The sequence below is a fragment of the Nocardia carnea genome (assembly GCF_029868855.1).
In the GTDB taxonomy this organism is placed as follows: domain Bacteria; phylum Actinomycetota; class Actinomycetes; order Mycobacteriales; family Mycobacteriaceae; genus Nocardia; species Nocardia carnea_A.
The window spans coordinates 1-23,909 of record NZ_JARWOV010000257.1; the positions used below are offsets into that span (position 1 = coordinate 1).

The following is a 23,909-nucleotide window of genomic DNA, read 5'->3' on the forward strand; positions in this document are numbered from 1 at the left end:
TTTCCCTTAACCGGGCTCTTCATATTCTTTAGCCTGCCGCATTCATGGCATTGGCCTGTCTGGGGGGGCCTTGGCCCCGCCGGATCGTCGAGGGCGGCTACCCGACCACACTGTGGGCGCGCCGCGCGGCCTCGGTCGAACCGTATGCCGATACTGCGGCGAGGGTGGCCGAAAGCCCGGCCGCGCTGGCCGCCGAAAGCGATCTGGTGTGCCTGTGTGTGGTCGGTGACGCGGATGTCCGGGAAGTTCTCGAACGCGAGGACGGTATCTTCGCCGGCTTCGCCGCCTCCGCGGCCGGACGCACCGAGCGGCCCGTGATCGCGATCCACAGCACCGTCCATCCGGACACCTGCCGCGATCTCGCCGGGAAAGCGGCCGACCGAGGAATTTCGCTGATCGACGCACCTGTGAGTGGCGGTGCGCCGGCTGTCGAGGCGGGGCGGTTGCTGGTGATGGCCGGTGGCGATACCGATACCGTCGAGCGCTGCCTGCCGGTGTTCGGCACCTATGCGAACCCGGTGGTGCACCTCGGCGAGGTCGGGGCCGGGCAGACCACCAAACTGCTGAACAATCTGCTCTTCACCGCCCATATGGCCACCGCCGTGAGCACGCTCGCACTCGGCGAGCAGCTCGGGGTGAGTCCGCAGCGTCTCGGGGAGGTCATCGGCAACGGTAGCGGGAACAGCTTCGCGCTGAGCCGCATCCTGGCGGGCGGTGGATCCCTGGATCCGATCGCGCAACATGCCGGCGACCTGCTGCGTAAAGACGTCCGGCTGATCAGTGAACTCGCCGCAGCGGCCGGGGCCACGCCCGGGGCCGTTCTCGATACCGCCGACGCGACCTTGGCCCTCATGGGCAAACCGCGCTGACCCGGGGCGGCCGCGGTCGCGATACTGCGCCCGCGGCAGCGGGACCGCAGCAGCCCGCTCGGGCGCCGGGAAGCTCCGGCGTCCACGATCGAAGGAGAACCGAGTGCGTATCGGATTCGTCGGCGCCGGCCGGATGGGCGTCCCCATGATCCGGCGCCTCGTGGCCGCCGGGCACAGTGTGCGCGCCGTCGGGCGCAATCCCGCCACCCGCGAGACGATCACCGCCGCCGGCGCGATCACCGTCGGCTCGGCAGCCGAGGCGGGCGAGCCCGCGGAGGCGGTGGTGATCTGCGTTTTCACCGATGACCAGGTCCGCGAGGTCTGCCTCGGTAGCGGTCTGCTCGACACCCTGCCGCGTGACTCGGTACTGATCCTGCACACCACAGGCAGCCCCGATACCGCGACCGCGATCGGCGCGGCCGCCGGCTGTCATGTGGTCGACGCCCCGGTCAGCGGTGGCCCGCACAATATCGCCGACGGCGCGATCACGGTGTTCCTCGGCGGGGCTCCGGAAGCTGTCGAACGGGCTCGGCCTGTCCTGGCGGCCTACGCGGACCCGGTACTGCCGGTCGGCGCCCTCGGCAACGGCCAGCGGGTCAAGCTGGTGAACAACGCGCTGTTCGCCGCCCAGATCGGCTTGGTCACCGAGGCCGTCCGGCTCGCCGGGCAGTTGGGTCTCGCCGAATCGGAAGTCCTCGCGGCGCTCCCCCACGCCAGTAGTTCGAGCCGCGCGGTTCTCAGTGTCGCGGCCAAGGGTTCGGTCGCGGCGTTCTCCGAATCGGTCGGTGATTTTCTGCGCAAAGATGTCGCGGTGGCCCGCGACCTCGCCGGGCAGCTCGGCAGCGATCTCGGTCTCCTCGACCCCGCCATCCGCGCAGCCGTCGGACCCGCCTGAAGACACACGTCGGGAAGGCGTTGGCCCCACCGAGCGAAGACAGCGACCGGCACATCGGCCGCTCGCTACCACCGGCTGTCACCGGGAACTTCCGGCCGCTCCGTTCCCTGCTTCGGATGCGTGGCGTGCTCCATGAATTCGTGCTCCGGTATCCACCCACTCGCTTGACCGCTGCGAGGTCGGGCGAGGAAACCGGCGACGGCGGCAGCAGCAGAGCCGTGCAGCCATCGGACAGGATTCGTTTCGCTGTGCTCCGCCCGCACGCACATCAATGTCGGCGCCGTGTGTCAGCCGCGCACGTGCAATCCGAAACCGGTGCGGCCGGTGGGTTCGAGGCCCTGTTTCAGCTGGAGCGAAGGGATCTCGTAATCCCCGAAGTTCTGCCGGCGGAAGGCGATCGGCTCGGTGGTGTCCAGGGTGAGCAGGCGACGCTCCCAGGCTTTGGCGAGGTCCGGGTAGTCCGCCGCGGTCATCCGGTCGGCACCGTACGACACGAACGGCGGCAACACGTCGATGCCCGGGTAGTACAGGATGCCGTGGTGGATCGGGAAGAGCAGATCCTCGACGGGACCGTTGATCCCGCGGGCGGAGTAATGCGATTCCTGGCCGCCGATGGTCACCGACAGCAGCGCTTTCCGGCCCACGAGGGTGCCTTCGCCGTAGCGCTCGCCGTACTTGATGTCGCTGTGCTCGCCGACGCCGTACGCGAAGTGGTAGGTGAACACCCGATCCACCCAGCCTTTGAGGATGGCCGGCATCGAATACCACCACAGCGGGAACTGGAAAATGATCGTGTCCGACCACAGCAATTTCTCCTGTTCGGCGCGGACGTCCGGGGTGAGGTCTCCGGTATCGAAAGCCCGGCCGGAATCGCGGACGACCTTCAGCGGGTTCGAGGCGGCGGGGCCGTAGTCCGCGGCGTCGACGACCGCCTTCCAGTTCATCGCGTACAGATCGCTCACCTGCACCTCGTGCCCCGCCTTCGCCAGCGTGGTCACCGCGAGGTCCTTGAGGGCACCGTTGAGCGACTCCGGTTCGGGGTGGGCGTAGACGATCAGCGTTTTCATGACGGCTCCTTCGGATCGGGTGTCTTCGATCCTGGGCGCCCCGGCGCCCGGCGTTCAGGGGCGCCGCTTCCATCGGACCGGGCTTCCTGGTATCGGCAGGACCACCTTCGCCGGCGCGGGCGCGGCCATACTGGGGACATGGACGATCTCGCGGGATTCCTCCGGACCCGGCGCTCCCGAGTCGACCCGGCGGCTGTCGGTATCCCCGCCGACGGGCATCGCCGGGTCGAAGGATTGCGCCGCGAAGAAGTCGCGCATCTGTCCGGAGTGAGCGTCGACTATTACGTGCGCCTGGAGCAGGGCCGCGCTACCCAGCCCTCCGAACAGGTCCTCGACGCGCTCGCCCGCGTTCTCGGCCTCGACGAGACCGAACGCGATCATCTCTACCGGCTCGCCCGGCAGCGCCGCCGCCGCGCGAAGACACCGGGCGGGCAGGTCCGCCCGGAGGTGCTCCGGGTACTGGACCTGGTCGCCGGCGCGCCCGCGCTGATCATGAACCACCGCCTGGACGTACTCGCCGGCAACCGCCTCGCCGGGCTGCTCTACGGCCGGCCGATACCCGGCCTCAACACCGCCCGCCACATCTTCCTGGAGGAGGCGGAGCGCGGCCTGTACGCGGACTGGGAGACCTGCACCCTCGACGCGGTCGGGCATCTGCGCCTGGCCGCGGGTAAATTCCCCGACGATCCCGGCCTGGTCTCGCTCATCGGCGAACTGGCGATGGGCAGCGAGCGTTTCCGCCGCCTCTGGGCCCGGGCGGATGTGCGCGCCCGTACCCATGGACGCAAGGCGTTCCGGCACCCGTTGGTCGGACTGCTGGAACTGCACCAGGAGAATTTCGCCCTACCGGACGAAACGGGTTTGGAGCTACTGGTTCTCTCCGCTGTGCCCGGCAGCCCCGCCGCGGACGGGCTGCGCCTGCTCGCCGGCCTGGACGCGGACAACAGCGCCGCGGATACCCCGGCGACCACTCCGGTGTTCGAGTAGTTTCCCACCGGTCCGTACCCCGCAACCGCGGCATTCGAGACGCCCTCGGACCTTCGCGGCGGCCGGCGCGTTCGCCCGTGGAATGCCTGGATCGCGCAGACTGCAGAACAACAACCCGCTGAGCAGAGGCATCGCGATCAGCGGCAGCAACGCGATCTGCAACGAGGTGCTGTCGGCAAGATGGCCGAGAACGGGGCTCACCAGCCCTCCGATGCTGACGGTGAGTCCGAGGGTGACTCCGGCCGCGGTACCGACCCGCGAGGGCAGGTAGTCCTGGGCGAGGGTCACCTGCAGTGAGAACGGTACGTAGAGCCCGACCGAGGTCGCCGCCACGAAGAGATAGACACCCGGACCCGGCACCCACACCACAGCCGCGATCGCCCCGGCGGCGAACAGGTACGACCACCGGGCGACGGTCACTCGGTCCCAGCGCACGGCCAGGGACCCGCCCAGCACCGACCCGAGCACACCACCGAGGTAGAGCACGAACAGCGCCACCGTGCCCGCGGCCGAATTTCCACCCATACGCTGCTGGACGTACAGCGATATGAAGGTGCTCAACCCGACGAAAGCGATCGAGCGGAACACCACGGCCAGCGAGATCCGCCCGAACGACGCGATATCGTCGCGACCGGCCGGCGCGAACTCCGCGATACCCGCGGCCCGGTGCTGTTGCCGCGCCCGCAGGACCGGCAGGGTCGCCGCTGCCCCGGCGAGCGCCGGCACGAGCAGGAGCGGTGTCCAGCTCGATCCCCCGGCCGCGACTGTGGCCGCGACCAGTACCGGTGCCAGCGCGAACCCGATATTGCCGCCCGTGGCGAAGTACGCCATCGAGGTGTGGCTGCCCTGGCTCGCGGCCCGCGCGACCCGGGCGGATTCGGGATGGTAGGCCGCCACCCCGATCCCCGATATCGCCACACACACCAGTGTGAGGGCGTACGACCCGGACAGCCCGCTGACCGCGATTCCCGTACCGGCGACCACCGTGCTCACCGGTAACAGCCATGCCATCGGCCACCGGTCGGCCAACGCACCGAATACCGGCTGCACCACCGAGGACAGCAGCGATGCCGCCAGGACGATGCCCGACGCCGCAGCGTAGGTGTAGGAACGCTCGGCGACGAAGACCGGTACGAGCGCGGCGACCGCGCCCTGGTAGAAATCGACGCAGGCGTGACCGGTGGACAACAGCAGAACGGCGGTGTTTCGGCACACGAACACCATGCTCACAATCCGGGCACCCGGCGCGCTTCCGATAAACTGCCATTCTGTAATGGAAATCCGCCATCAGCCGGTCGCGCCGACCCGCGCCCAGTTCCTCTGCTCCGGCGCGCGGATCGACGCCCACCGCCACGACGACCACCAGATCATCTACGCCGGCCGCGGCGTCCTTTCCATCACCACCGACGCCGGGACCTGGGTCGCCCCGGGCACGCACGCCATCTGGGTGCCCGCCGGGACCGTTCACGCCCATCGCGCCCACGGCGAGCTGGAGCTGCATCTGCTGGGCCTGTCCGCCAGCATCAACCCGCTCGGCCTGACCTCGCCGACCGTCCTGATGGTCGGTCCGCTGCTGCGGGAGCTGATCATCGCCTACACCCGCGACACCCGCGAAAGCCCCGAACGCGCTCGCCTGCGTGCGGTCCTGCTGGACCAGCTCCGCAGCTCACCCCAGCAGCCCCTGCACCTGCCCAGCCCCACCACGCCACTCCTGCGCGCGGTGTGCGCCCTCCTCATCGACAACCCCGGCGACACTCGCACCCTGACCGAACTCGGGCGGGCGACCGGGGCCAGCGACCGCACCCTGTCACGACTGTTCCGCACCGATCTCGGAATGACCTTTCCGCAATGGCGGACCCAGCTACGCCTGCACCACGCCCTGATCCTCCTCGCCGAAAACGTCCCCGTCACCGCCGTGGCGCACCGCTGCGGCTGGGCGTCGGCCAGCGCATTCATCGATATCTTCCGCAAGACGTTCGGCCATACCCCCGGCACCCACCTCCCCGGCCCACCGCCGGGCAGAGCCCCAGCGGCAAGCACCCGAAGTCAGAGGGTGTCCCGGTCGAGCTGATGGCGGAACCAGTCGGCCACGAAATCCGTGCGTTCCGCGGCATGGTTGTAGATGGTGTGCTCGCCGTCCTCCCACACTCGCAGCGACGAGTCGGCCGAAAGGTCGAGGAAGGCGCGCTGCTGATCCAGTGTGATCAGCGGGTCGGCCTCGCCGTGCAGCACGAGCACGGCCGCTGATGTGCGGTCGACCGCCGGATCGATCCATAGCGTACGGAAGGTGTCTGCGACCTCATCGTCGCTGCCGACACCGAGCAGGGCTCGCGCCTGCTCACCGGCCGTCCGGAACGGTGCGGGTTCCGGTCGCGAGGGTGCGCCGTTGACACAGCATGCGCCGAAGCGACTGTCGTGGAGGGCGGCGCGCGCGGCGATCAATCCGCCGAAGCTGTTGCCCCACACCCCGGCCGGGCCGCCGCAACCGGTACGTTCGTGCACGGCGTCCAGCGTCGCACTGAACGCCTCATCCACGCGCTCGTCCAGGTGTAGACCGTTGAAGATCCGTGTTTCGCCCTGCCCGGGAGCCTCGAGCAGAACGGCGGCCAGCCCCCGCCGGGTGAGGGCTCTGGCCTGCCGATGGTAGGCAGGTCCCCATCCACTCTGCCCTCCCACGATGATGACCGTCGGGGCCGGGTGGTCCGTCCGAGGACGGATGAACCACGCGTTGCAGTGGCTCGACTTGTGCGGGATCGCCAGTCGTTCGATACGCAGTTCGGTATCGAGATGGGCCGCGTCCTCGTAGGCCCGCGACAGCCGGCCGTACAGAGAGCGCTTGGCGGCGTTGTCGAAGTTGTGGGCCATCTGAGCGGCTACCAGCGCGGCCGCTGCCCACCGGTAGCAGTTGACCGCCGTCTCGATATTGCCGTGCTCGACAGCGGCCGTGGCCCGGGCGAGCTGGGCTTCGGCGAGTGTGGCCGCGGTGCCGTCCCAGGCTTGGGTGGCCGGTGCACCGGTGAGTCGGGTCGCATCCCAATGATCCATGCCGTAATCGAGCATTCGGGTCAGCGTCATGGAACGCAGGAGTGCGGCCCGTGCCTTGACGGCGTCTGCCGGTTCCTCGGTTTTTTCCGTGAGTTCGGTCATGAGGCTCCGATAGTCGAGGGCCGGACCGGCATCAGCTGCGGTCGAGCGGGTGGACGGGGTCGGCGGCGACGATCGTATTGCGAAGACTCCCGAGCCCTTCGATGGTGGCGACAACCTCGTCACCCTCCTTCAGCCACGGGTAGGCCTCTTCACTGTGTGTGCGGGACAGCTCGAGGAGGCAACCCGTACCGCACGTGCCCGATCCGATGACATCTCCCGGCCGGACCTGCGTACCGCGCGAGGCATACGAGATCATCTGCGGGAACGACCAGTGGACATCGGCCCAGTTCGCCTCGGTGTAGAGCCGGCCGTTGACCGTCAGCGTCATAGCCCTGTCGAAGCCGTTGCCCGCCGCGAACGGAGCGAGCTCGTCGGCGGTCACCAGGTAGGGTCCGAGGCCGGTGGCAGTGTCCTTACCCTTCACCGGACCCATGGACAGCGTCATCTCGCGTTGCTGCACGTCACGACCACTCCAATCGTTGAGGACGCAGTAGCCGACGATGTGATCGGCTGCCTCCTCGACGGTCAGGTTCGAGCCCGCCTTGCCCACCACCGCCGCCACCTCGAGCTCGAAGTCGAACTTCGTTGCTCCCGGGGTCATGGGGATCTCACCGTCGCCGCGGAACGCGTATGGATTGGAGAAGTAGAAGACGGGAATCTCGTACCACGTGGGGTCCATCTCGAGTCCACGCCAGGCCCGACCGGCACGGACGTGTTGTTCGAAGGCGTAGAAGTCCCGAAAGGCGGGGGGCGTCTCCAGCGGCGAAAGGATCCGCACCTCCACGGGATCCACTTCCTCGCCGGAAGCCGCGGCCTCGCGTCCGGCGGCCAGCAATGTTTCTTCGCCGGACTCGATCAGCGGGAGAAGGTCGGTGTAGCCGTGCAGGACTCGGAAGCCGGTGGCGGCGACGACCGCTACTTGTACCACACCGCCGGCGCGGGCGAATCGAACGAACTTCATTTCACGACCTTCTCTTTCGTGGCAGCGCCCTTCGCTCCCGCTTGGTTGTGCGTCCACCGCTCGTAGCTTTCTTCGGTGAACCCCGCGGTCCCGTACTTGTCCACCGAGGCGCGGATGGCGGCCATGAGCTCATCTGCCGGAGTTTCGATATCGATGGTCTCGACGAACGGCTGGCGTGCCACCAGGCCGGTCCGCCAATACACCTCGGCCCGATTGCCTTCGGGGTCGAAGAAATACACACCGACGGCGTTGCCGTGGGACACGATCATGTCGAATTCGGTCCCGTGTTCCTGTAGCTGGTGGTACAGCCCGAGGAGATCATCGAACGTCTCGCAACGGAACGAGATCTGCTGGATCAAGCGGCCGTCGCGGGGCACGTCACGCCCCTTCGCGAGTAGGAGCTCGTGGTGCTCGTCGTCGGGACGAGCGGACAGGAAGTAGTTACCGAGGGCGGGGTCGTGATCGGTGACGACCAGCCCGAGCACCTCGGTGTAGAACGCGAGCTGTCTGCCCACGTCGAGGCAGCGGATGCCGACGTGACCGAGCTCTGCGACCTTCCGGCGCGGGGAGTCGGTGTGCGCGTACATGGAGCATGTCCTTTTCAGCAATGAGTGATCGATGTCCTCGACCCGCAGATATTCTGTTCAGCAGACTACGTTCTTGTCAATAGAACACCCACCATCATCTCCGCATACACTGTTCTGCACAACAGAATGATCTCGGTGGGTTCGTGATAAAGTGCGACCGCCACCGGGCGTGGTCTTCATTCGTCTCATCACCGTGGAGGGCACCGATGTCGGCGCTGGCAAGCTATCCGATCGAGTCGGTGGAGAACGCCGCCCGGGTCCTACTGATGCTGCGCGGCCAACGCATTCTCCGTGTGGCCGAGGTAGCAGCCGAGTTGGGCATCGCCCGGTCCAGCGCCCACCGCATGCTGACAACCCTGCAGTCCCAAGGGCTGCTGCGCCAGGACGGCACGACGCGTGGCTATGCAGCGGGCCCGCAGCTCGTGCAGCTCGGTATCGCGGTCATCGGCGCGAACGACCTACGAGCCGAGGTGCGGCCGACACTCGAGCGGCTGTGCCAGGATATCGGCGAGACAGCGCACCTGATCGTGCTCGACGGCACGACGATCGTGTTCTTGGACGGTGTCGAGGGGCGATTCGCGATCCGCGCCGCGGAACGGACCGGCGACCGGGCACCCGCGCACGCGTCGGCAGCGGGCAAGGTGCTGCTGGCGTCGCTGACCCGCGAAGAGCTGCGGGAACGATATCCGGGGAGCCGTATCCAGGGCGGTACGGCCGAAGCGGTGACCAGCCGGCGCAAGCTCGAAGATGCACTCGAGACCGTCGGCCGGCAAGGTTACGCGGTGAATCTCGGCGAGAGCGAGCTGGGTCTGCATGCCATCGCAGTCCCCGTTCGCGATGCGGCAGGCAATGTCCGCGCCGCCATCAGCATCTCCGGGCCGTCGTTCCGGCTGACCGAGGACAAGCTGGTCGGTCACGCTCATGCGTTACTCGAGGCGACCGACCGGCTCAGCGGCGCTCTGACCTAGCGGCCGTCTCCCAGGTCGACGCCGGCCAGGCCGGCGACAGTGTCGGCCGTAGCGAGGCGAGCAGTGCCGACACCCCGGCGGGTTCGGACGCCGAACCGAGGACGTAGAAGTCCGGGCGAACCAGTACTGCGATGACACCGGCCTCCTTCATCCACCGACTGAACATCTCGCCGTCCTCATGAAGCCCCTCGGGGGAATTCACCACCACCGATCGCAAGCCGATCGAGTTCCCGAGCTCGGCGACCGCCGCACCCGCAGCCGCGTCGAGTTCGGCAAGGCTGAACAGGGTGAACCCGTTACCGAGGATGTCGTCGGAGCGGCGAGTCCTGCCATCGGCTGTACGCAGCCAGGGCTGGACACCCAGACGGCCGGCCAGCGGGTCACCGGCGCGAAATCCGGCCCCGACCGGCGGCTGGAACGGCGGTGGCAGTTCGGTCGCCGAGCGCAGGGTCTCGCGGCGATGCGCCGCGCGTACCGGATCGGTCTCGCAGACGACGGTCCCGATCCGGATCGACTCCTCGATGTATGCCAAGACCTGCGGCCTACGCGAGGCGGTGTACAGATCCAATAGCTGCGGGTCCGCTGCACCACTCAGGACAAGGTCGAGAATCCAGGCGAGCGTCGCGGCGTCGCGAATACCGGAACTCATACCTTGTCCCAGGAACGGAGGCATGACGTGCGCGGCGTCACCGGCCAACAGGATCGATCCGGCGCGGAACGTCTCCGCCACAATGGATCTGAACTGGTAGACGGTCTGCCGGATCAGCTCGCCCGCGTCCGGCCCGATCCATGGCCGCAGCAGCTTCCACACAGTGTCCGGAGTCGCCATCTCCGCGGGATCATCACCGTCCACGAGCATGAACTCCCAGCGATAGTATCGCTGGGCCACCCGGCCCATATGGTTCGGCCGCTCGGGGTTCAGAACCTGTCCCGTGTGCGGAATATCGAGGGCGGATGCACCGGGCTTCGGGCGGATATCGGCGACGAGCCAGTCCCCACGGAAGCCCAAGTCCTCGGCGCCGATGTCGCACAAGTCCCGTACCACGCTGTTCGCGCCATCAGCGCCGACGACGTAGCGAGCGGTGACGACGCTACCGCTCACCGATGTCACCGCGACGTAGTCGTTGTGCTGCCGGAGGTCGACGACGGCATCGCCGAAGCGGAGGTCCACGGTGGCAATCTCACGCACCACCGCGTCGATGACGTCCTCGAGTTCGGGTTGGTAGAAGTGATACGAAGCGTCCCACCCGGACGGGGCGGCCCACTCCCGCGGAAGCCGGGCGAGGACCTCCCCGCCGGAATCGAGAAACTCGTACAGTCGCGCCGGATCGGCGATACGACCGACCGCGTCGGCGGCGCCCATCGCCTGGAAGACTCGCATGATCTCGTGGTCGAAGTGACCGGCACGCGGCGTCTCGTACCGGCCGGAACGCCGTTCGCACACGATGACGCGGTGTCCCGCCCTACCGAGCAGGGCGGCCAGGCTCTGGCCGACAGGGCCGTACCCCACGATCAGGACGTCCGCGTCCAGAGAATCGGCAGAGATGGTGTGGGGGTCCCCGGAAGGAGTCATGTGCTGCGGCCTTTCGCCTTGCGTCATCGATCCGTGGCGCGGCCGGCGGGCCGCGCGGGACTTGCACCGCGACAGCGGTCGAGTGCGAGTATTCGTCATTCTGTTGAGCAGAACATAGTCTGTCAAGCAGAGCTATGCCGTCAGGATTCCTCCCCAGTCCATACCGGCGGAAACCCTTGCGTGGATCGGGGATGTGTTCTATCTTACAGATCGCGTTCTGGTGAACAGACAGCCGATAGTCGCAATTTCGTGCACCTCGACTTGTCCGTCCCGCTCCACAATCCACTGGCCGACACATGAACGGGATGGTTTCGACGATGGGAAGCGCAGTAGCGAACGCGATCGACCAGGCACTTTCGCGCGGCGAGCTCGGCCTCCAAGTCGCGGCGTACCACCGGGGTGAGCTCGTCATCGATATCAGTGCGGGAAAAGCGTCGCACTACGGACACGAAGTCGACTCCGGCACGATCTTCTGGGTGGCCTCCGCGGGGAAGGTGTCCACGGCGACCGCCCTGCACGCGCAGGTGGAACGGGGGCTGCTCGACTACGACCAGCCGGTGGCGTCCCTCTGGCCGGAGTTCGGCACGCATGGCAAAGAGTCGTCGACGGTGCGCGATGCCCTCACCCACCGCGTCGGCCTCTCCGACTTGCCCGGCGATGCGACACCGGAATTACTCGGCGACTGGGAGTGGATGGTCGAACGTCTCGCACGTTCGGCCCCGAGCGATGATCCGGCCCACCGGAACACCTATCACGCGCGCACCTGGGGATACGTCGTGGGGGAGATCGCCCGGCGGGTGGACCCAGCGGGCCGATCGTTCGAGAACCTCGTTCGCGAGGAGGTCCATGCACCCTTGGGAATCACCGAGGTCTGGCACCGGCTACCGGAATCGGCGCAGGCAAATGTCGCCGTGGTCCAGGGGGAGATTCTCAATGGGGATCCGGCGAAGTTCACCGTCACCGCCGACCACGAGATCAACACGGCCGCGTACCGAGACCGGATCGATCCGAGCGGGGCGTGGGTGACCGCACGAGGGGGCGCACGCCTCTGGGCGCTCTACGCCCAGGGCGGCGAGCTCGGCGGAAAGCGCCTGTTGCCCGCCGATCGCGTCGAGACCTTCCTGACACCTCGAGGATGCATCCACCCGGCCGGTTCGATCGCGGGCCCACGAGCCGTCATCGGAACGGGCGGACTGATGGTGGGCTCAGCGCTACCCGCATGCGATGAGATCTTGGGTTTCCGAAGCAGTCGCGTCCTCTGGCACCCCGGCGCCGGAGGAGCCCTCGGGTTTGCCGATTTGGATGCAGAGCTCGCCGTCATGATCTGCCACAACGAGTTCTTCGACGAGCGCCCACACCCGCAGCACCCGTTCGCGGATCTCGTCCGCGCCGTGTACGCCGATGTCGCCGGGTGAGCGCGTCGACCGGTAGCCGGAATGCCGACCGGTTCAGTTCGATTCGGGCCAGTTCGGGGACCGGCCGAGCATGCGCAGGATTCGGTCGAGCGCGGTACCGGCGCCTGTATCCGGGAGTGCGTGCGCGAACGGGGATTCCGGGCTGTCCCGCTCCGGACCGTCGGGGATCTGCCCGACGATCCGCAACACCGGTTCGGCGCAGGCCGGGTCCAGTTCGTAGTCCTGCCCGACGGCCCGCGCGAGATCCCAGCCGTGGACCACGTAGTCCACCAGATGGAATCCGATGGCCTGACGTCCGGGCACGGTGACACCGGGACCGAATTCCGGCATGGCGAAAAGGCGCTCCGGCACACCGTCCGCCGCGAAGGCTGCCAACACCTCGTCGACGGATTCGGCGTACTCCTCGCTCGTCCGCGGTCCGGGCGGGCGCGGCTGCCACAGGGCGAGATCGCCTCCGTCGCCACGGGCCGCGGCGGCGAAACCGCGGTGCTGGGCGGCCATATGAGCCAGGAGGTCACCGATGGTCCAGGCAGCGCAGGGGGTCGCGCGGTCGAGCAGGTCCGGGGTCACGAGTTCGGCGGTTTTCAGGGTGGCGAGCACGGCGGTCCGGTCGAGCTCGCGAAGGTCTGTAGTCATGCCCGAAATAGTAGGCTTCCGCTTATCATATGTCCATGCTTACTAATTCGGACCCACCGAACGGCGACAGATCAGGGCACACCACACCCGGTAAATTCGGCTCATGGGATCAACGGACCGTCCGGACCTGGCGGCAATGCTCGCGCCGCTGACCCGCACACTCATCGCCATGGAACGCCCGGTCCTCGAGGCATACGGGTTGACCATGTGGGCCTACAGCGTGCTGGTCGCGCTCAGCCGCGGCCCTGCCCGAGGCCAGGGTGTACTCGCCAACGAGATCGGTGCGGACAAAACCCGTATCATCGCGGTGCTCGACGATCTGCAGGAACGCGGACTTCTCGACCGCACCCCCGACCCGGCCGACCGCCGCGCCCGGCTACTCGAGCTCACCGCCGAGGGTCACCGGGTCGTCGCACAGGCCCAGGCCGAGATCCAGTCCCGTGAAGAGCAACAGATATTGAAGCATTTGTCACCGGCCGACCGTCGCGGATTCCTCAGCGCCTTGACCACTTTGGCCACACTTCCCCACCAGCAGGACGGAAATACCCGCGAAACCGGTTGAGCGATGGCCGGTGAACGGAGTCGGGGCGAGCAACCACACGGCTCCGGCACAGTCCCGGGCTCGTGTTCGGCCCCGCCGGAGTGGGTTTCGCAGCCGCTCCGACCGCGACCAGGTGGGCTCGGTCGACAGAACCGCACAGCCCGAGCCCACCCGTTGCCGGAGATGATGGAGAACTGATCGATAAAAACACAGCGGACCGGCATCACCTCGCTTTCCTGCTTTCTGCTCGACACCGGGGACACCACTTCCGGGGCGGACCACGTTCGCGAGCCCGCATCGGATCCGGCCGGCGCCCCCGGCACCGGGATCGCCGCCGTCGGCGAACCGCAGACTGCGGCCGCGAACAGGACACCGTGCACAACCGCGGCACCCATCGAACTCGGGCAGCCCACAGCGCTTCGTCGACCTCGGCGAACAGCTCCTCGATATCGGGATCCAGAGCGAGTAGCCGAGTGTGCTCACCCGACAGCTCCTCGATACCGACCGGGATACTCACGGCCGACCTCCTACGTTCGGTGCCGGCCAGGCCTGTCAGACAGTGAGCGCCTGACGCTCCTGGTCATGCCGGGCGATCTCGATCTTGCGCGGTTTGGCCTTCTCCGACACCGGGATCACCAACCGCAGCACACCGTCGCGATAGTCGGCACGGATCGCCTCGGTATCGAGGTTCTCGCCGAGGAACAGCTGCCTGCTGAACACGCCGCGGGTGCGCTCGGCGGCGAGCATGGATCTGTTCGCATCGAGTTCCGGGCGCGAAGCCCGCACGGTCAGCACGTTTCGTTCGACATCCAGGTCCAGCGATTCGGGATCGACACCGGGCAGGTCCAGTTCGACGAAGAATTTGTCGCCGTCGCGCCAGGCGTCCATCGGCATCGCAGCCGGATGGGCAGGAGTGCCGAACACTTCTTGCGTCAGACGATCCAGGTCACGGAAGGGATCGGTACGCATTAGCATGGTCGCCACCTCCAGCTCACTCCATTCACTGTTGAAGAGAACTAAGATTATCTGTGCCAACAGGCACAGATATTTTTTAGCACTCCGGTGAGCCGAGTGCAAGACCTATAAGAGGAAACCTGGTGGTCAGAGATGCGACGGCCCCGTGACCACGATCGCCACCGGCCGGAATCGGCGGGGATTCCGGGGATGGCCGGGCACGGTCGAGCAAGGCACGCCCGTCGCCCGGATCGAATCAGCGCGGACCTTCGCCACTCTCCCGCAACACCCGCAATGGGGCGTGGTTGGCCCAGCCCTCGTCCGGCCAGTTGAACCAGCCGGCGGAGGCCGAGGTGCCGCCGTCCGGGTGCAGGGTGGTGCCGGTGAGATACGCCGACAGCCCGGAGGCCAGGAAGACCGCGCAGTGGGAGATATCGGTGAGGCGCCCGGCCCGGCCCATCGGAATGGCGACCTTCACCCCGTCCGGGTCCATCATCGCGTTGTCACCGGTGCCGATACGCTCCAGGTTCGGCGTGGGAACGAAGTCCGGGGCGATGTTGTTGACGCGGATCCCGTCCGGCGCCACCTCGATCGCGAGCGTGCGCGCGAACTGTTCCACCGCGGCTTTCGCCGCCGAGTACACTGCGAAACCCGGTGCGGCGCGGTGTGCTTCGATGGTGGTGATATTGATGATGCTGCCGCCGCGCCCGCCCGCCCGCATCAGCGGGACCGCCAGATGACAGGCATGCAGCACATGGGTCAGGTTGGTGCGCAGCAGCGCCTCCCAGCCCTTGGGCCGAGTTTCGGTGAACGGGGCCCGGAAGGTACCGCCCACCACGTTCACCAGGGTGTCGAGCCGGCCCCAGCGAGCCCGGGCGGCCGCGAAAAGGGCCGCGAGTTCGGCGGGATCACGCGCGTCGCCCTGCTCCACGAGTGCGTCGTGCCCGCGGTCTGTGAGAGCGGCCCGTAGTTCACCGGCGGCCGTGGGGTCGATATCGAGGACCGCGACCCGGACGCCGTTGTCCGCCAGATCGGTGACGATCGCGCCACCCAGTCCGCCCGCACCACCGGTCACCACGGCCACGGTGCCCGCGAGACCACCGCGTTCCTCGAACCAGCCCATTCGATCGTCCTTATCCGTCGATGTAGGTCGCGCCGAACTCGGCCAGGAAATCGAGCGTGATGCCCGGGTCGAGAGTGTCGTGCACACCCGCCCTGGTGGAAATCACGATCCAGTCCACCCCGGCGCGCGCCAGTTCACCGAACGCTTCCCGATGCGGGCCCGGTTCGGCACCCGGGCCGGTGAGGCCGGTATGGCTGTAGGAGTACACGAGATCGATATGATCGGATCGCCCCGCATCCGCCGCGGATCCGCGTATTTCGGCGATCTTGCGGGACAGTTCCGCGATCCCGCCGAGTTCGGGGGTCCGCGCGGTACTGCTGAGTTCGGCACCACCGGACATCGGAATCCACCCGTGCGCGGCACGGGAGACCCGGCGTCGGCTCAATGCCGAATTACCGCCGATCCAGATCGGGATCGGCTGCTGGACCGGGGCCGGGCGGGCCTGCACATCGCGGGCACTGAAATGTTTGCCCGTATAGCTGAACGGCTCTCCCTTCCAATGCAGCGGAAGCACGTCGAGCGCTTCGTCGAACAGTGTGTTGCGTTCGTCGAAATCGACTCCCAGCGCATGGAACTCACCTTTCAGATAGCCGGTGCCGATTCCCAGGACCGCCCGGCCACCGGATAGTTTGTCCAGGGTCGCGGCCGCCTTCGCGAGCAGCATGGGATTGCGGTAGGGCGCCACCGACAGGTAGGTGATCAATCTGATCCGCTGGGTCAGCGCGGCCGCGTAGCCCAGGGAGACGAATGGGTCCAGCGTCTGATGCCCGCCCGCGCCCAGCCAGCGTGCGCCGGGCGCCGGATGCTCGCTCAACGAGAACCCGGCGAAACCGGCCTTTTCGGCCGCCACCGCGACCTCGCCCAGCGGCCCGGCATCGAGGACATCGCCGTCCACACCGCCGGTTTCCGGGTAATGGAAGATGTAGCGCATCACTGCCTCCGAATCTGCGGGATCCGCCCTAGCGGCCCCTTTTCACCTCGTTGAACGGCACGTCGCGGTCGGCGGCGTACTCGCGAGGCATACCGAGGACACGTTCGCCGATCACGTTGCGAGCCATCTCGGTGCTACCACCGGCCAGGCTCCAGGCGGCACGGAACAGATAGTCGGTGCCGATCTTGGCGGTATCGAGCGGGTCACCGGGGGTATGGGTCGCGGCATCCGCACCCGCGACCTTCACCGCCATATCGGTTTGCAGCCAGGAGTTCTCGGCACTGAACAATCGCGTGATCGAGCCGGCCGCCGGCGGTAGCTCACCGGCCACGATGCTGCGAGTGATGTGGTCGATCAACTGGTCGCGAACCACCATCATCGCGCGGGCCTCACCGATATCCTCCCGAACCCGGGCATCGTCGAGCCTGCCGAGCCGGCGGGCTATGTCGAGGATCGGGGACTCCTCGCCGCCGAGGTGCGGGCGGGCGCCGCTCATATACGGCGAGGTCCCGCCGATCGCGGCCCGCTCGTGATGAAGCAGCCGCGAGGTCGCCTCCCAGCCGTTGTCGACCTGTCCGATCACCGCATCGTCACCGAGCGTGACGTCGTCGAAGAACTCCTGGCAGAACTCGGTGGAACCGGTGACCTGTTTGATCCGCTGGACGGTGACCCCCGGCGCCCCGATCGGCACCAGGAACATGGTGAGTCCGCGGTGTTTGGGCACCTCCCAGTTGGTGCGGGCCAGGCACAGCCCGTAGTCGGCGGCGTAGGCGCCGGAACTCCAGATCTTCGAACCGTTGAGGATCCACCGGTCGCCGTCCCGGTCGGCGCGGGTGGTGAGGCCCGCCAGATCGGATCCGCCGCGCGGTTCGGACAGCAGTTGCACCAGCAGTTCGTCGCCGCGCAGTACCGCGGGCAGATGCTCGCGCTTCTGCTCCTCGGTGCCGAGGTCGAGCAGGGTCGCCGCGCAGATGGACAGCGTGGGCACATTCAGGATGACCGGCATCTCGTAGGGATAGGACTCTGCGGTGAATGCCGCCTGGTGTGCCGGGGTGAGACCGAGTCCGCCGTATTCCTTCGGGAAACAGATTCCGGCGAATCCGGCGTCGTACAGCTTGCGCTGGAGTTCCCGAGCCCGGTCCCACTCCTCTTTGCTGTCGGGCGGTGCCTGCCCAGGGAGGGCCGGGGGAAGGTTGTCACGCAACCAGTTCCGGGCGCGCTCACGGAATTCGGCGACGGGTTCCACATCGGTGGTCATGGCGGTTTGCCTTCCAGGAGGTGCGTCGCGCTAGGCGGCGGCGACGAGAAGATCGGTGATCCGGCGGCGGTGTTCCTCGGGTGTGCCGTAGAGCGCACGGCCCAGTCCGATCCGCCGCAGATACAGATGCAGATCGTGCTCCCAGGTGACCCCGATCCCGCCGTGCAGCTGTACACAGTCCTGCCCGATCACCGGAGCCTTCGCGCCCACATACGATTTCGCGACACTCACCGCTTCGTCCGCGGTATCCGGATCGTCGTCGCAGGCCGCGGCCGCGGCACCGGCGGTCGCCCGGCAGGCCTCCAGCCAGGTCTTGTTGTCGGCCATGCGATGTTTGAGCGCCTGATACGAGGCGAGCGGCCGGCCGAAGGTGAATCGGTCGTTCAGCCATCCCAGGGTGGATTCGACCGCCACCTCGGTGGCGCCCACTGTTTCCGCCGCGGTGAGCACTGCGGCGGTGTGGAATTGGGCGCGTACCGCGGCGGTGGCGGCCGCTCCGGTATGTGTTACCGCGGTCGCCGGCACCACGACCCCGTCGAAATCGATACGGGCGGTGCGCCGGACCAGGTCCAGGGTCCAGGTAGGGGTTACGGTGACGCCGGGGGCATCGGCCGCGACGAGCAGCTGCACCGGGCCGTCGGGGGCGTGCGCGGTCACCAGGAAGTGGCCGGCCTGGTCCCCGGATTCCACCCGGTCCTTGATCCCGTTCAGGCGGTATCCCGCGCCTTCGGGCGTCGCCTTCACCCGCGCGCCCACTTCCCCGCTCGCCGTGTGCATCACCTCCATGCCGCGGCCGGGTTCGTAGACCGCCCACGCGATGACCTGCTCCCCCGCCGCCACCGCCGCGATCGTGTCACCGAATCCCGCACCGGCACTGGCCAACCCGGCCAGCACCGCGTTGGTGGTGACGAACGGCCCGGGCGCGCAGGCACGGCCCAGCTCGCCGGCGACCAGCGATAATTCGGTGAGCGGACGGCCGGAGATGGAGCCGCCGCCGTGTTCCTCGGCGACCAGCATGGCGGTCCAGCCCAGTTCGGTGGCCGAGCGCCACCAATCGCGGTCGAATCCGGTTTCGGCCTCGCCGAGTGCGCGTACTGTCGCCACCGGAACGGTCTCCGCGAGGAATTCCCGGGCGGTCTGCTGGAAGAGCCGCTGGTCAGCGGTGAGATCGAGGGTCATGTTCTCCGGTCCTCCGGTTGACGCACGGCACGGCGTGTGGAAATCTCATACTCACAGATGAGAGTTATATTCTCAAATGCGGAAGTCAACCGGCGGAGCTGCTCGTGGCGGTAGGAGCCGGCGGAGCGAAGGGAACCGTCACGTGAAAAACTTCCAGGATCTGGACTTCTTCCTCGGGCAGGAGCTGGTCGCCGATCCGTACCCGTATTTCGACGCGCTTCGCGAACAGTGCCCGGTGACCCGGGAGAAGCACCACAACGTCATGATGGTGACGGGCTACGACGAGGCACTGGAAGTTCTCAACGATGCCGAGCGGTATTCCTCCTGCATTTCGGTCACCGGCCCGTTCCCGGGCTTCCCCGCCCCCATCGACGAGAACTCCGATGTCGACGCGCTGATCGCCGAACACCGGGATTCGCTGCCGCTCAGTGACCAGCTGCCCACCCTGGACCCGCCCACGCATACCGCGCATCGCGGCCTGCTCATGCGGCTGATCACCCCGAAACGCCTCAAGGAGAACGAGGAGGCGATGTGGGATATGGCCGATAAGGTGCTCGACGAGTATCTGGCCGCCGGGAAGGGCGATATGATCCGCGATTTCGCGGGCCCCTTCACCCTCTACATCATCGCCGACCTCCTCGGCGTACCCCAGGAGGATCAGGAGGAGTTCCTCAACGCCCTGCAGCGCGACCCGCACCGTAAACAAACGGTCGGCAGCACCGAGGGCGAAGGCGGCATGTCACACAACCCGATCGAGTTCCTCTACGGGAAGTTCTCGGCCTATATCGAGGACCGCCGGGCCGCCCCGCGCAACGATGTCCTCACCAGCCTCGCGGAGGCCACGTTCCCCGACGGCAGCCAACCGGAGGTGCTGGATGTGGTGCGCGTTGCCGCCAACCTGTTCTCGGCGGGCCAGGAAACCACCGTGCGGTTGCTGTCCTCGTCGCTGAAGATGATCGCCGAGGATCCGGAATTGCAGCGCTGGCTGCGCGAAGACCATGAGCGGATCGGCAATTTCATCGAGGAGATGCTGCGGATGGAAAGCCCGGTGAAGGGCGATTTCCGGATGGCGAAGACGAACACCACGGTAGGCGGTGTGGATATTCCGGCCGGAACGGTGCTGATGCTGTCCAATGGCGGCGCCAACCGCGACCCGCGCCGGTTCGAGAACCCCGGCACCTTCGACCCGCAGCGGTCGAATGCTCGCTCCCATATCGCGTTCGGCCGTGGTATCCACACCTGTCCCGGCGCTCCGCTGGCGCGTGCCGAGGCGAAGGTCGCGATCAAACGCCTGCTGGAACGCACCACCGATATCCGCATCGACGAAAGCGTGCACGGTCCGGCGGGCGCTCGGAACTACACCTACCTGCCGACCTTCATCCTCCGCGGAATCACCGCCCTGCACCTCGAATTCGACCGTACGGAAGGTTAGGTCCATGAAGGTCATCGTCGACGCCGACTCCTGCAAGGGTCACGGGATCTGCACCACCCTGTGCGCGGAAGTCTTCACACTCAACGATTACGGCTACGCCGAAGCGGTCGATACCGAGATCCCCGAGGACCTCACCGAGGCGGTGCAGACCGCCAAGGACGCCTGTCCGGAATGGGCTATCAAGATCGTCGACGAGAGCTAGCCGCGCGCGTTCCCGACCGGCCACCGAGAGCCACCGGAGGTGTTGCGCCTGCGCGCTACCGGCGCGGGCGCAGTGTGGCGTTCGGTAGGGGTGGAGCCGGCAGTGGCGGCAGTTGGCCGGCCGGGAACTCGCCGAACAGGGCAGGTTTGCCGGCATCTCGCGGGTCGGCGGGTTCGAAGCCGAGCTCGGCCTGGTAGCGGCGCCGGTACTCGACGATCTCGTCGTGATCGCGTCCGATGAAGTTCCACCACATCACGATCTGCTCCCGCAGCGGGACACCGCCCAGCAGGACGACGCGGGCTTCGGTGTCGCCCGCAGTGATGATCAACGTCTCGGAGCCGGGAGGCACGTAGACCAGCGAGCGATGGCCGACAACAGCCGAGTTCACGGTGACCTCGGTGTTCTCGGCGAGGACCGCGTGCTCGAAGTCTGCTCGTACCGGGAGCCGTACCGAGGCACCGGGCTCGAGGATCAGTTCGGCACCGAGCAGATCGGGTGTGCGCGTATCGACCGGGGAGACCGACCCGAGCAGCGCGCCGAGGAACACGCGTGCCGTGGCGCCGGGAAGTGTCACCGGCTCGGGCGCGTAGTGCGCGAACGCGTTCTCGCCGAACCGCGTCCCGTCCGGCAGCGCGTACCACAGCTGCACGCCGTGCAGGGTGCTCGTCCCGGGGTCGCTGAGCTCCTGATGGGTGATACCACGGCCCGCGATCATCAAGTTGAGCTCTCCCGGCACGACCGAGGCCGCGTTACCGCCGGAGTCGAGATGCTCGACGCGTCCGGTGAACAGCCAGGACACCGTCGCGAGCCCGGTGTGCGGGTGCCGCGGCATCCGCATACCCCCGGTCACCGAGACGTCGTCGGGACCGTAGTGATCCAGAAAGCACCACGCCCCCACCAGCGACCGCTGCCGCTGCGGGAGGGTCCGGTACACGGTCATCTCCCGCACGCCGCCGAGCGGCACGACGCGCGGCTCGAGGATCTCGGGCGCCGTACACGGCTGCCCGTGATCCAGGACTTCCAGACCGGGGCGGGTGTCGTGGTCGGTCATCGAACGATCTTCCCTTCGGTATCGCGGGGACGCACAGAATGCCCGCTGAGGATCGAGATCCGGTTGAACGCGTTGATCGCGACCGCCACCCACTCGGCCGCAACGAATGCCTCCGCACCGAGAACCGATCGGGCGCCCGCGAGATCGGCCTCCGAGTCTTCGGTGGTGGGGAGCAGCGTGGCGGCTTCGGCGACCGCGAGCACCGCCTGTTGCCGGTCGTCGAACAATCCGGCCTCCCGCCATACCGGCAGCAAGTCCAGCTGCTGCTGCGCTATCCCGGCCCGTCTGGCCTCGCGCGAATGCAGATCCACACAGAATGCGCACCGGTTGATCTGTGATACCCGCAGTTTGATGAACTCGGACTCCTGGACCGAGAGCCCGCGCTGCGACGCCGCCTCGCGAATCGCCGACGCGAACGCGTTCGCAGCCTTCCACGCCTCGGGCATCACCCGGTCCAAGGACGGACGCATCGTGTCTCCATTTCCGCGGTGACAGCACACCCGTCCTCCGCTCTCCGGTACATCTATCGTGGCGCGTGCCCGGCGCTACCGCGTATTCGAATCGACCGCTTGTCCGACCTCGTCGACAACCGTGACCCGGCCGCCGTCGCCGGGATCGGGATCGGGAATGATCGCTTCCGGGTCGACGAGGTAGACCTCGTGGCCATCCAGCGTGAGCCGGCGCACGACCTCCAGCAGCATGCGCCTGCCCACGTCGTCGATCGAATAGACCATGGTGAGATCCAAAGCCACCGCCGGCTCTGCGGGCGCAGTCTCCACTACCACTCGAACTATCCGCTCGGCAGCGGCAAAGCCGATTCCACCTTGCAGTTGCAGGACCCTGATCGCGTCCGGCCCACGACCGACGACGTGATCGGATCGCACGACCGCGCGCGCAGCGGCCGGGACCTCCATCACATGCAGACCCATATCGGCGGAGAACCGTTCGAACAGGGACACCCCGCGAACACTGTTCCCGTGCGAGTCCAGTCGCGGTGAGAACGTGGCGATGCCGATCTGCCCGGGCAGCGCGCCGATGAGACCCCCGGCCACCCCGCTTTTCGCCGGAATACCGACCTGGGTCGCCCAGTCACCGGCCGCGTCGTACATTCCGCAGGTGGACATGACGCTCAGCACCTGACGCACCACCGGTTCGGATATCACCCGCTCACCCGAGACAGGATTGATCCCGCGGTTGGCCAGCGTCGCGGCCATCACGGCGAGATCTCGCGTGGTGACGAGCACGGCGCACTGGCGGGTGTAGCCGTCGACGACGGCCCTCGGGTCCTCGGTCAGGATGTCGTGGCTGCGGAGCATATGCGCGATGGCGAGGTTGCGGTGCGCATGCTCCAGTTCCGACGCGCACACCGCCTCGTCTATCGTCAGCCGGCGACCGGCGAACGCCGAAAGGCCGTGGATCACCCGCTCCACGCGCTCTGCCGGAGTCAGTTCCGGCGCACCGGCCAGCGAATGCGCGGTGATCGCGCCGGCATTGATCATGGGATTGTAGGGGCGCCCGGTATCGCCTTCGAGGGAGATCTGGTTGAAGGCCTCTCCCGACGGCTCGACACCGACTTTGGCGAGCACGGGGTCGAAACCGCGATCGGCCAGTGCCAGCGCATAGGTGAACGGCTTGGAGATGGATTGGATCGTGAACTCGGTATCGATATCGCCGGCACCGTAGATCGCGCCGTCGACCATGGCGAAGACGGCGCCGAGGCGCTCGGGGTCGGCTGCCGCGAGCTCGGGGATATAACCCGCCGTCTCTCCGGAGGTGTCCGGCGCGACATCTCCGAGTGCCTCGGTCAGATAGTCGGGAACGACCGACCGCATTCGTGCGCCTCTCTGTGGATATGCGACCTGCTGCGCTGTGTCGTCAGCGTTGAGCTCGTGGTGTGCCTTCCTGATGCTCGTCGACGCCGGACCGAACGGCGACACCGCAACGTACGCGCGCAGATCTCATGCCCCGGCTCCGGTAGCGCCTGTGACCAGGGCGATGTCGGTAGGTGTCGGCCGGCGGGACACACCCCCGGCCGCGACGAATTAATAACCGTGCGTCCGCCGATTACGGGGGCACAGCGGGCACACCCGCCCGACGGTGAGGTGTTTGCGCATGCTGTCCGCCCGCCCCACG

24 protein-coding genes are annotated in these 23,909 nt (G+C 67.3%); 9 read left to right on the plus strand and 15 right to left on the minus strand.

Annotation, left to right across the window (positions count from 1 at the left end; all coding sequences use genetic code 11):
- Window positions 1-44: 44 nt before the first annotated feature.
- Together QH195_RS26725 and QH195_RS26730 are read left to right on the plus strand one after the other, a co-directional pair.
- Complete coding sequence (locus tag QH195_RS26725) at window positions 45-869, plus strand: NAD(P)-dependent oxidoreductase (RefSeq protein ID WP_280437437.1); 825 nt, start codon at window positions 45-47, stop codon at window positions 867-869.
- Window positions 870-972: 103 nt separating this feature from the next.
- A complete protein-coding gene (locus tag QH195_RS26730) occupies window positions 973-1,764 on the plus strand; it encodes an NAD(P)-dependent oxidoreductase (protein WP_280437438.1) in 792 nt (263 codons plus the stop codon).
- Window positions 1,765-2,051: 287 nt separating this feature from the next.
- Here the strand turns inward: QH195_RS26730 and QH195_RS26735 are convergent, their stop codons facing one another.
- The gene (locus QH195_RS26735; RefSeq protein WP_280437439.1) at window positions 2,052-2,831 is read right to left on the minus strand and encodes an NAD(P)H-dependent oxidoreductase; all 780 of its coding nucleotides are present in this window, start codon (window positions 2,829-2,831) and stop codon (window positions 2,052-2,054) included.
- 138 nt (window positions 2,832-2,969) lie between these two features.
- Between QH195_RS26735 and QH195_RS26740 the strand changes: the two genes are divergently transcribed.
- Window positions 2,970-3,818: a helix-turn-helix transcriptional regulator gene (locus QH195_RS26740; protein WP_280437440.1), complete on the plus strand. Its 849-nt coding sequence runs from the start codon at window positions 2,970-2,972 to the stop codon at window positions 3,816-3,818.
- Here QH195_RS26740 and QH195_RS26745 read toward each other — a convergent pair.
- Window positions 3,699-5,033, minus strand: coding sequence for an MFS transporter (locus QH195_RS26745; protein WP_280437441.1), 1,335 nt, complete (start codon window positions 5,031-5,033; stop codon window positions 3,699-3,701). The two genes, QH195_RS26740 and QH195_RS26745, sit on opposite strands and share 120 nt — an antisense overlap.
- 58 nt (window positions 5,034-5,091) lie before the next feature.
- On the opposite strand from QH195_RS26745, the gene QH195_RS26750 reads away from it, so the two are divergent.
- Complete coding sequence (locus QH195_RS26750) at window positions 5,092-5,889, plus strand: AraC family transcriptional regulator (protein ID WP_280437442.1); 798 nt, start codon at window positions 5,092-5,094, stop codon at window positions 5,887-5,889.
- Here the strand turns inward: QH195_RS26750 and QH195_RS26755 are convergent.
- From QH195_RS26755 to QH195_RS26765, 3 genes are read right to left on the minus strand one after another with little or no spacing between them, the layout of a single operon-like run.
- On the minus strand, window positions 5,865-6,965 hold the full coding sequence (locus QH195_RS26755) for an alpha/beta hydrolase family protein (RefSeq protein WP_280437443.1): 1,101 nt from the start codon (window positions 6,963-6,965) through the stop codon (window positions 5,865-5,867). The genes QH195_RS26750 and QH195_RS26755 overlap by 25 nt on opposite strands.
- A 31-nt stretch (window positions 6,966-6,996) precedes the next feature.
- Window positions 6,997-7,926 carry a fumarylacetoacetate hydrolase family protein gene (locus QH195_RS26760; RefSeq protein ID WP_280437444.1) on the minus strand — a complete coding sequence of 310 codons (930 nt, stop codon included), beginning with the start codon at window positions 7,924-7,926 and terminating at the stop codon, window positions 6,997-6,999.
- Entirely contained in the window at window positions 7,923-8,513 is a 591-nt protein-coding gene (locus QH195_RS26765; RefSeq protein ID WP_280437445.1) for a VOC family protein, read from the minus strand. Before QH195_RS26765 ends, QH195_RS26760 begins: the two co-directional genes overlap by 4 nt.
- 206 nt (window positions 8,514-8,719) lie before the next feature.
- Here QH195_RS26765 and QH195_RS26770 point away from each other — a divergent pair, with 206 nt between their 5' ends.
- A complete protein-coding gene (locus QH195_RS26770) occupies window positions 8,720-9,481 on the plus strand; it encodes an IclR family transcriptional regulator (RefSeq protein WP_280437446.1) in 762 nt (253 codons plus the stop codon).
- On the opposite strand, the gene QH195_RS26775 is transcribed toward QH195_RS26770, so the two are convergent.
- On the minus strand, window positions 9,462-11,054 hold the full coding sequence (locus tag QH195_RS26775) for a bifunctional 3-(3-hydroxy-phenyl)propionate/3-hydroxycinnamic acid hydroxylase (RefSeq protein ID WP_280437447.1): 1,593 nt from the start codon (window positions 11,052-11,054) through the stop codon (window positions 9,462-9,464). The two genes, QH195_RS26770 and QH195_RS26775, sit on opposite strands and share 20 nt — an antisense overlap.
- 317 nt (window positions 11,055-11,371) lie before the next feature.
- Between QH195_RS26775 and QH195_RS26780 the strand changes: the two genes are divergently transcribed.
- Complete coding sequence (locus tag QH195_RS26780) at window positions 11,372-12,469, plus strand: serine hydrolase domain-containing protein (RefSeq protein WP_280437448.1); 1,098 nt, start codon at window positions 11,372-11,374, stop codon at window positions 12,467-12,469.
- A 33-nt stretch (window positions 12,470-12,502) separates the two neighbouring features.
- Here QH195_RS26780 and QH195_RS26785 read toward each other — a convergent pair whose 3' ends face one another.
- Window positions 12,503-13,105: a TIGR03086 family metal-binding protein gene (locus QH195_RS26785; protein WP_280437449.1), complete on the minus strand. Its 603-nt coding sequence runs from the start codon at window positions 13,103-13,105 to the stop codon at window positions 12,503-12,505.
- 103 nt (window positions 13,106-13,208) lie between these two features.
- Between QH195_RS26785 and QH195_RS26790 the strand changes: the two genes are divergently transcribed.
- Window positions 13,209-13,667: a MarR family winged helix-turn-helix transcriptional regulator gene (locus QH195_RS26790; protein ID WP_280437450.1), complete on the plus strand. Its 459-nt coding sequence runs from the start codon at window positions 13,209-13,211 to the stop codon at window positions 13,665-13,667.
- Between the two features lie 531 nt (window positions 13,668-14,198).
- Here QH195_RS26790 and QH195_RS26795 read toward each other — a convergent pair.
- From QH195_RS26795 to QH195_RS26815, 5 genes are all read right to left on the minus strand, one after another.
- Window positions 14,199-14,621 carry an Hsp20/alpha crystallin family protein gene (locus QH195_RS26795; protein ID WP_280437458.1) on the minus strand — a complete coding sequence of 141 codons (423 nt, stop codon included), beginning with the start codon at window positions 14,619-14,621 and terminating at the stop codon, window positions 14,199-14,201.
- A 235-nt stretch (window positions 14,622-14,856) separates the two neighbouring features.
- A complete protein-coding gene (locus QH195_RS26800) occupies window positions 14,857-15,723 on the minus strand; it encodes an SDR family NAD(P)-dependent oxidoreductase (RefSeq protein WP_280425467.1) in 867 nt (288 codons plus the stop codon).
- Between the two features lie 10 nt (window positions 15,724-15,733).
- Window positions 15,734-16,654 carry an LLM class F420-dependent oxidoreductase gene (locus tag QH195_RS26805; protein WP_280437451.1) on the minus strand — a complete coding sequence of 307 codons (921 nt, stop codon included), beginning with the start codon at window positions 16,652-16,654 and terminating at the stop codon, window positions 15,734-15,736.
- A gap of 28 nt (window positions 16,655-16,682) precedes the next feature.
- The gene (locus QH195_RS26810) at window positions 16,683-17,912 is read right to left on the minus strand and encodes an acyl-CoA dehydrogenase family protein (protein ID WP_280437452.1); all 1,230 of its coding nucleotides are present in this window, start codon (window positions 17,910-17,912) and stop codon (window positions 16,683-16,685) included.
- A 30-nt stretch (window positions 17,913-17,942) separates the two neighbouring features.
- Entirely contained in the window at window positions 17,943-19,091 is a 1,149-nt protein-coding gene (locus QH195_RS26815; RefSeq protein ID WP_280437453.1) for an acyl-CoA dehydrogenase family protein, read from the minus strand.
- Between the two features lie 142 nt (window positions 19,092-19,233).
- Between QH195_RS26815 and QH195_RS26820 the strand changes: the two genes are divergently transcribed.
- Window positions 19,234-20,523 carry a cytochrome P450 gene (locus QH195_RS26820; protein WP_280437454.1) on the plus strand — a complete coding sequence of 430 codons (1,290 nt, stop codon included), beginning with the start codon at window positions 19,234-19,236 and terminating at the stop codon, window positions 20,521-20,523.
- 4 nt (window positions 20,524-20,527) lie between these two features.
- Complete coding sequence (locus QH195_RS26825) at window positions 20,528-20,725, plus strand: ferredoxin (protein WP_280425462.1); 198 nt, start codon at window positions 20,528-20,530, stop codon at window positions 20,723-20,725.
- Window positions 20,726-20,780: 55 nt separating this feature from the next.
- Here QH195_RS26825 and QH195_RS26830 read toward each other — a convergent pair whose 3' ends face one another.
- The 3 genes from QH195_RS26830 to QH195_RS26840 all read right to left on the minus strand — a co-directional run bounded on the left by QH195_RS26830 (window position 20,781) and on the right by QH195_RS26840 (window position 23,608).
- Window positions 20,781-21,776: a pirin family protein gene (locus QH195_RS26830; RefSeq protein WP_280437455.1), complete on the minus strand. Its 996-nt coding sequence runs from the start codon at window positions 21,774-21,776 to the stop codon at window positions 20,781-20,783.
- Window positions 21,773-22,246 (minus strand): carboxymuconolactone decarboxylase family protein, encoded by a 474-nt coding sequence (locus QH195_RS26835; protein WP_280437456.1) that lies wholly within the window; start codon window positions 22,244-22,246, stop codon window positions 21,773-21,775. Before QH195_RS26835 ends, QH195_RS26830 begins: the two co-directional genes overlap by 4 nt.
- 75 nt (window positions 22,247-22,321) lie before the next feature.
- Entirely contained in the window at window positions 22,322-23,608 is a 1,287-nt protein-coding gene (locus QH195_RS26840; RefSeq protein ID WP_280437457.1) for a glutaminase, read from the minus strand.
- Window positions 23,609-23,909: the final 301 nt, after the last annotated feature.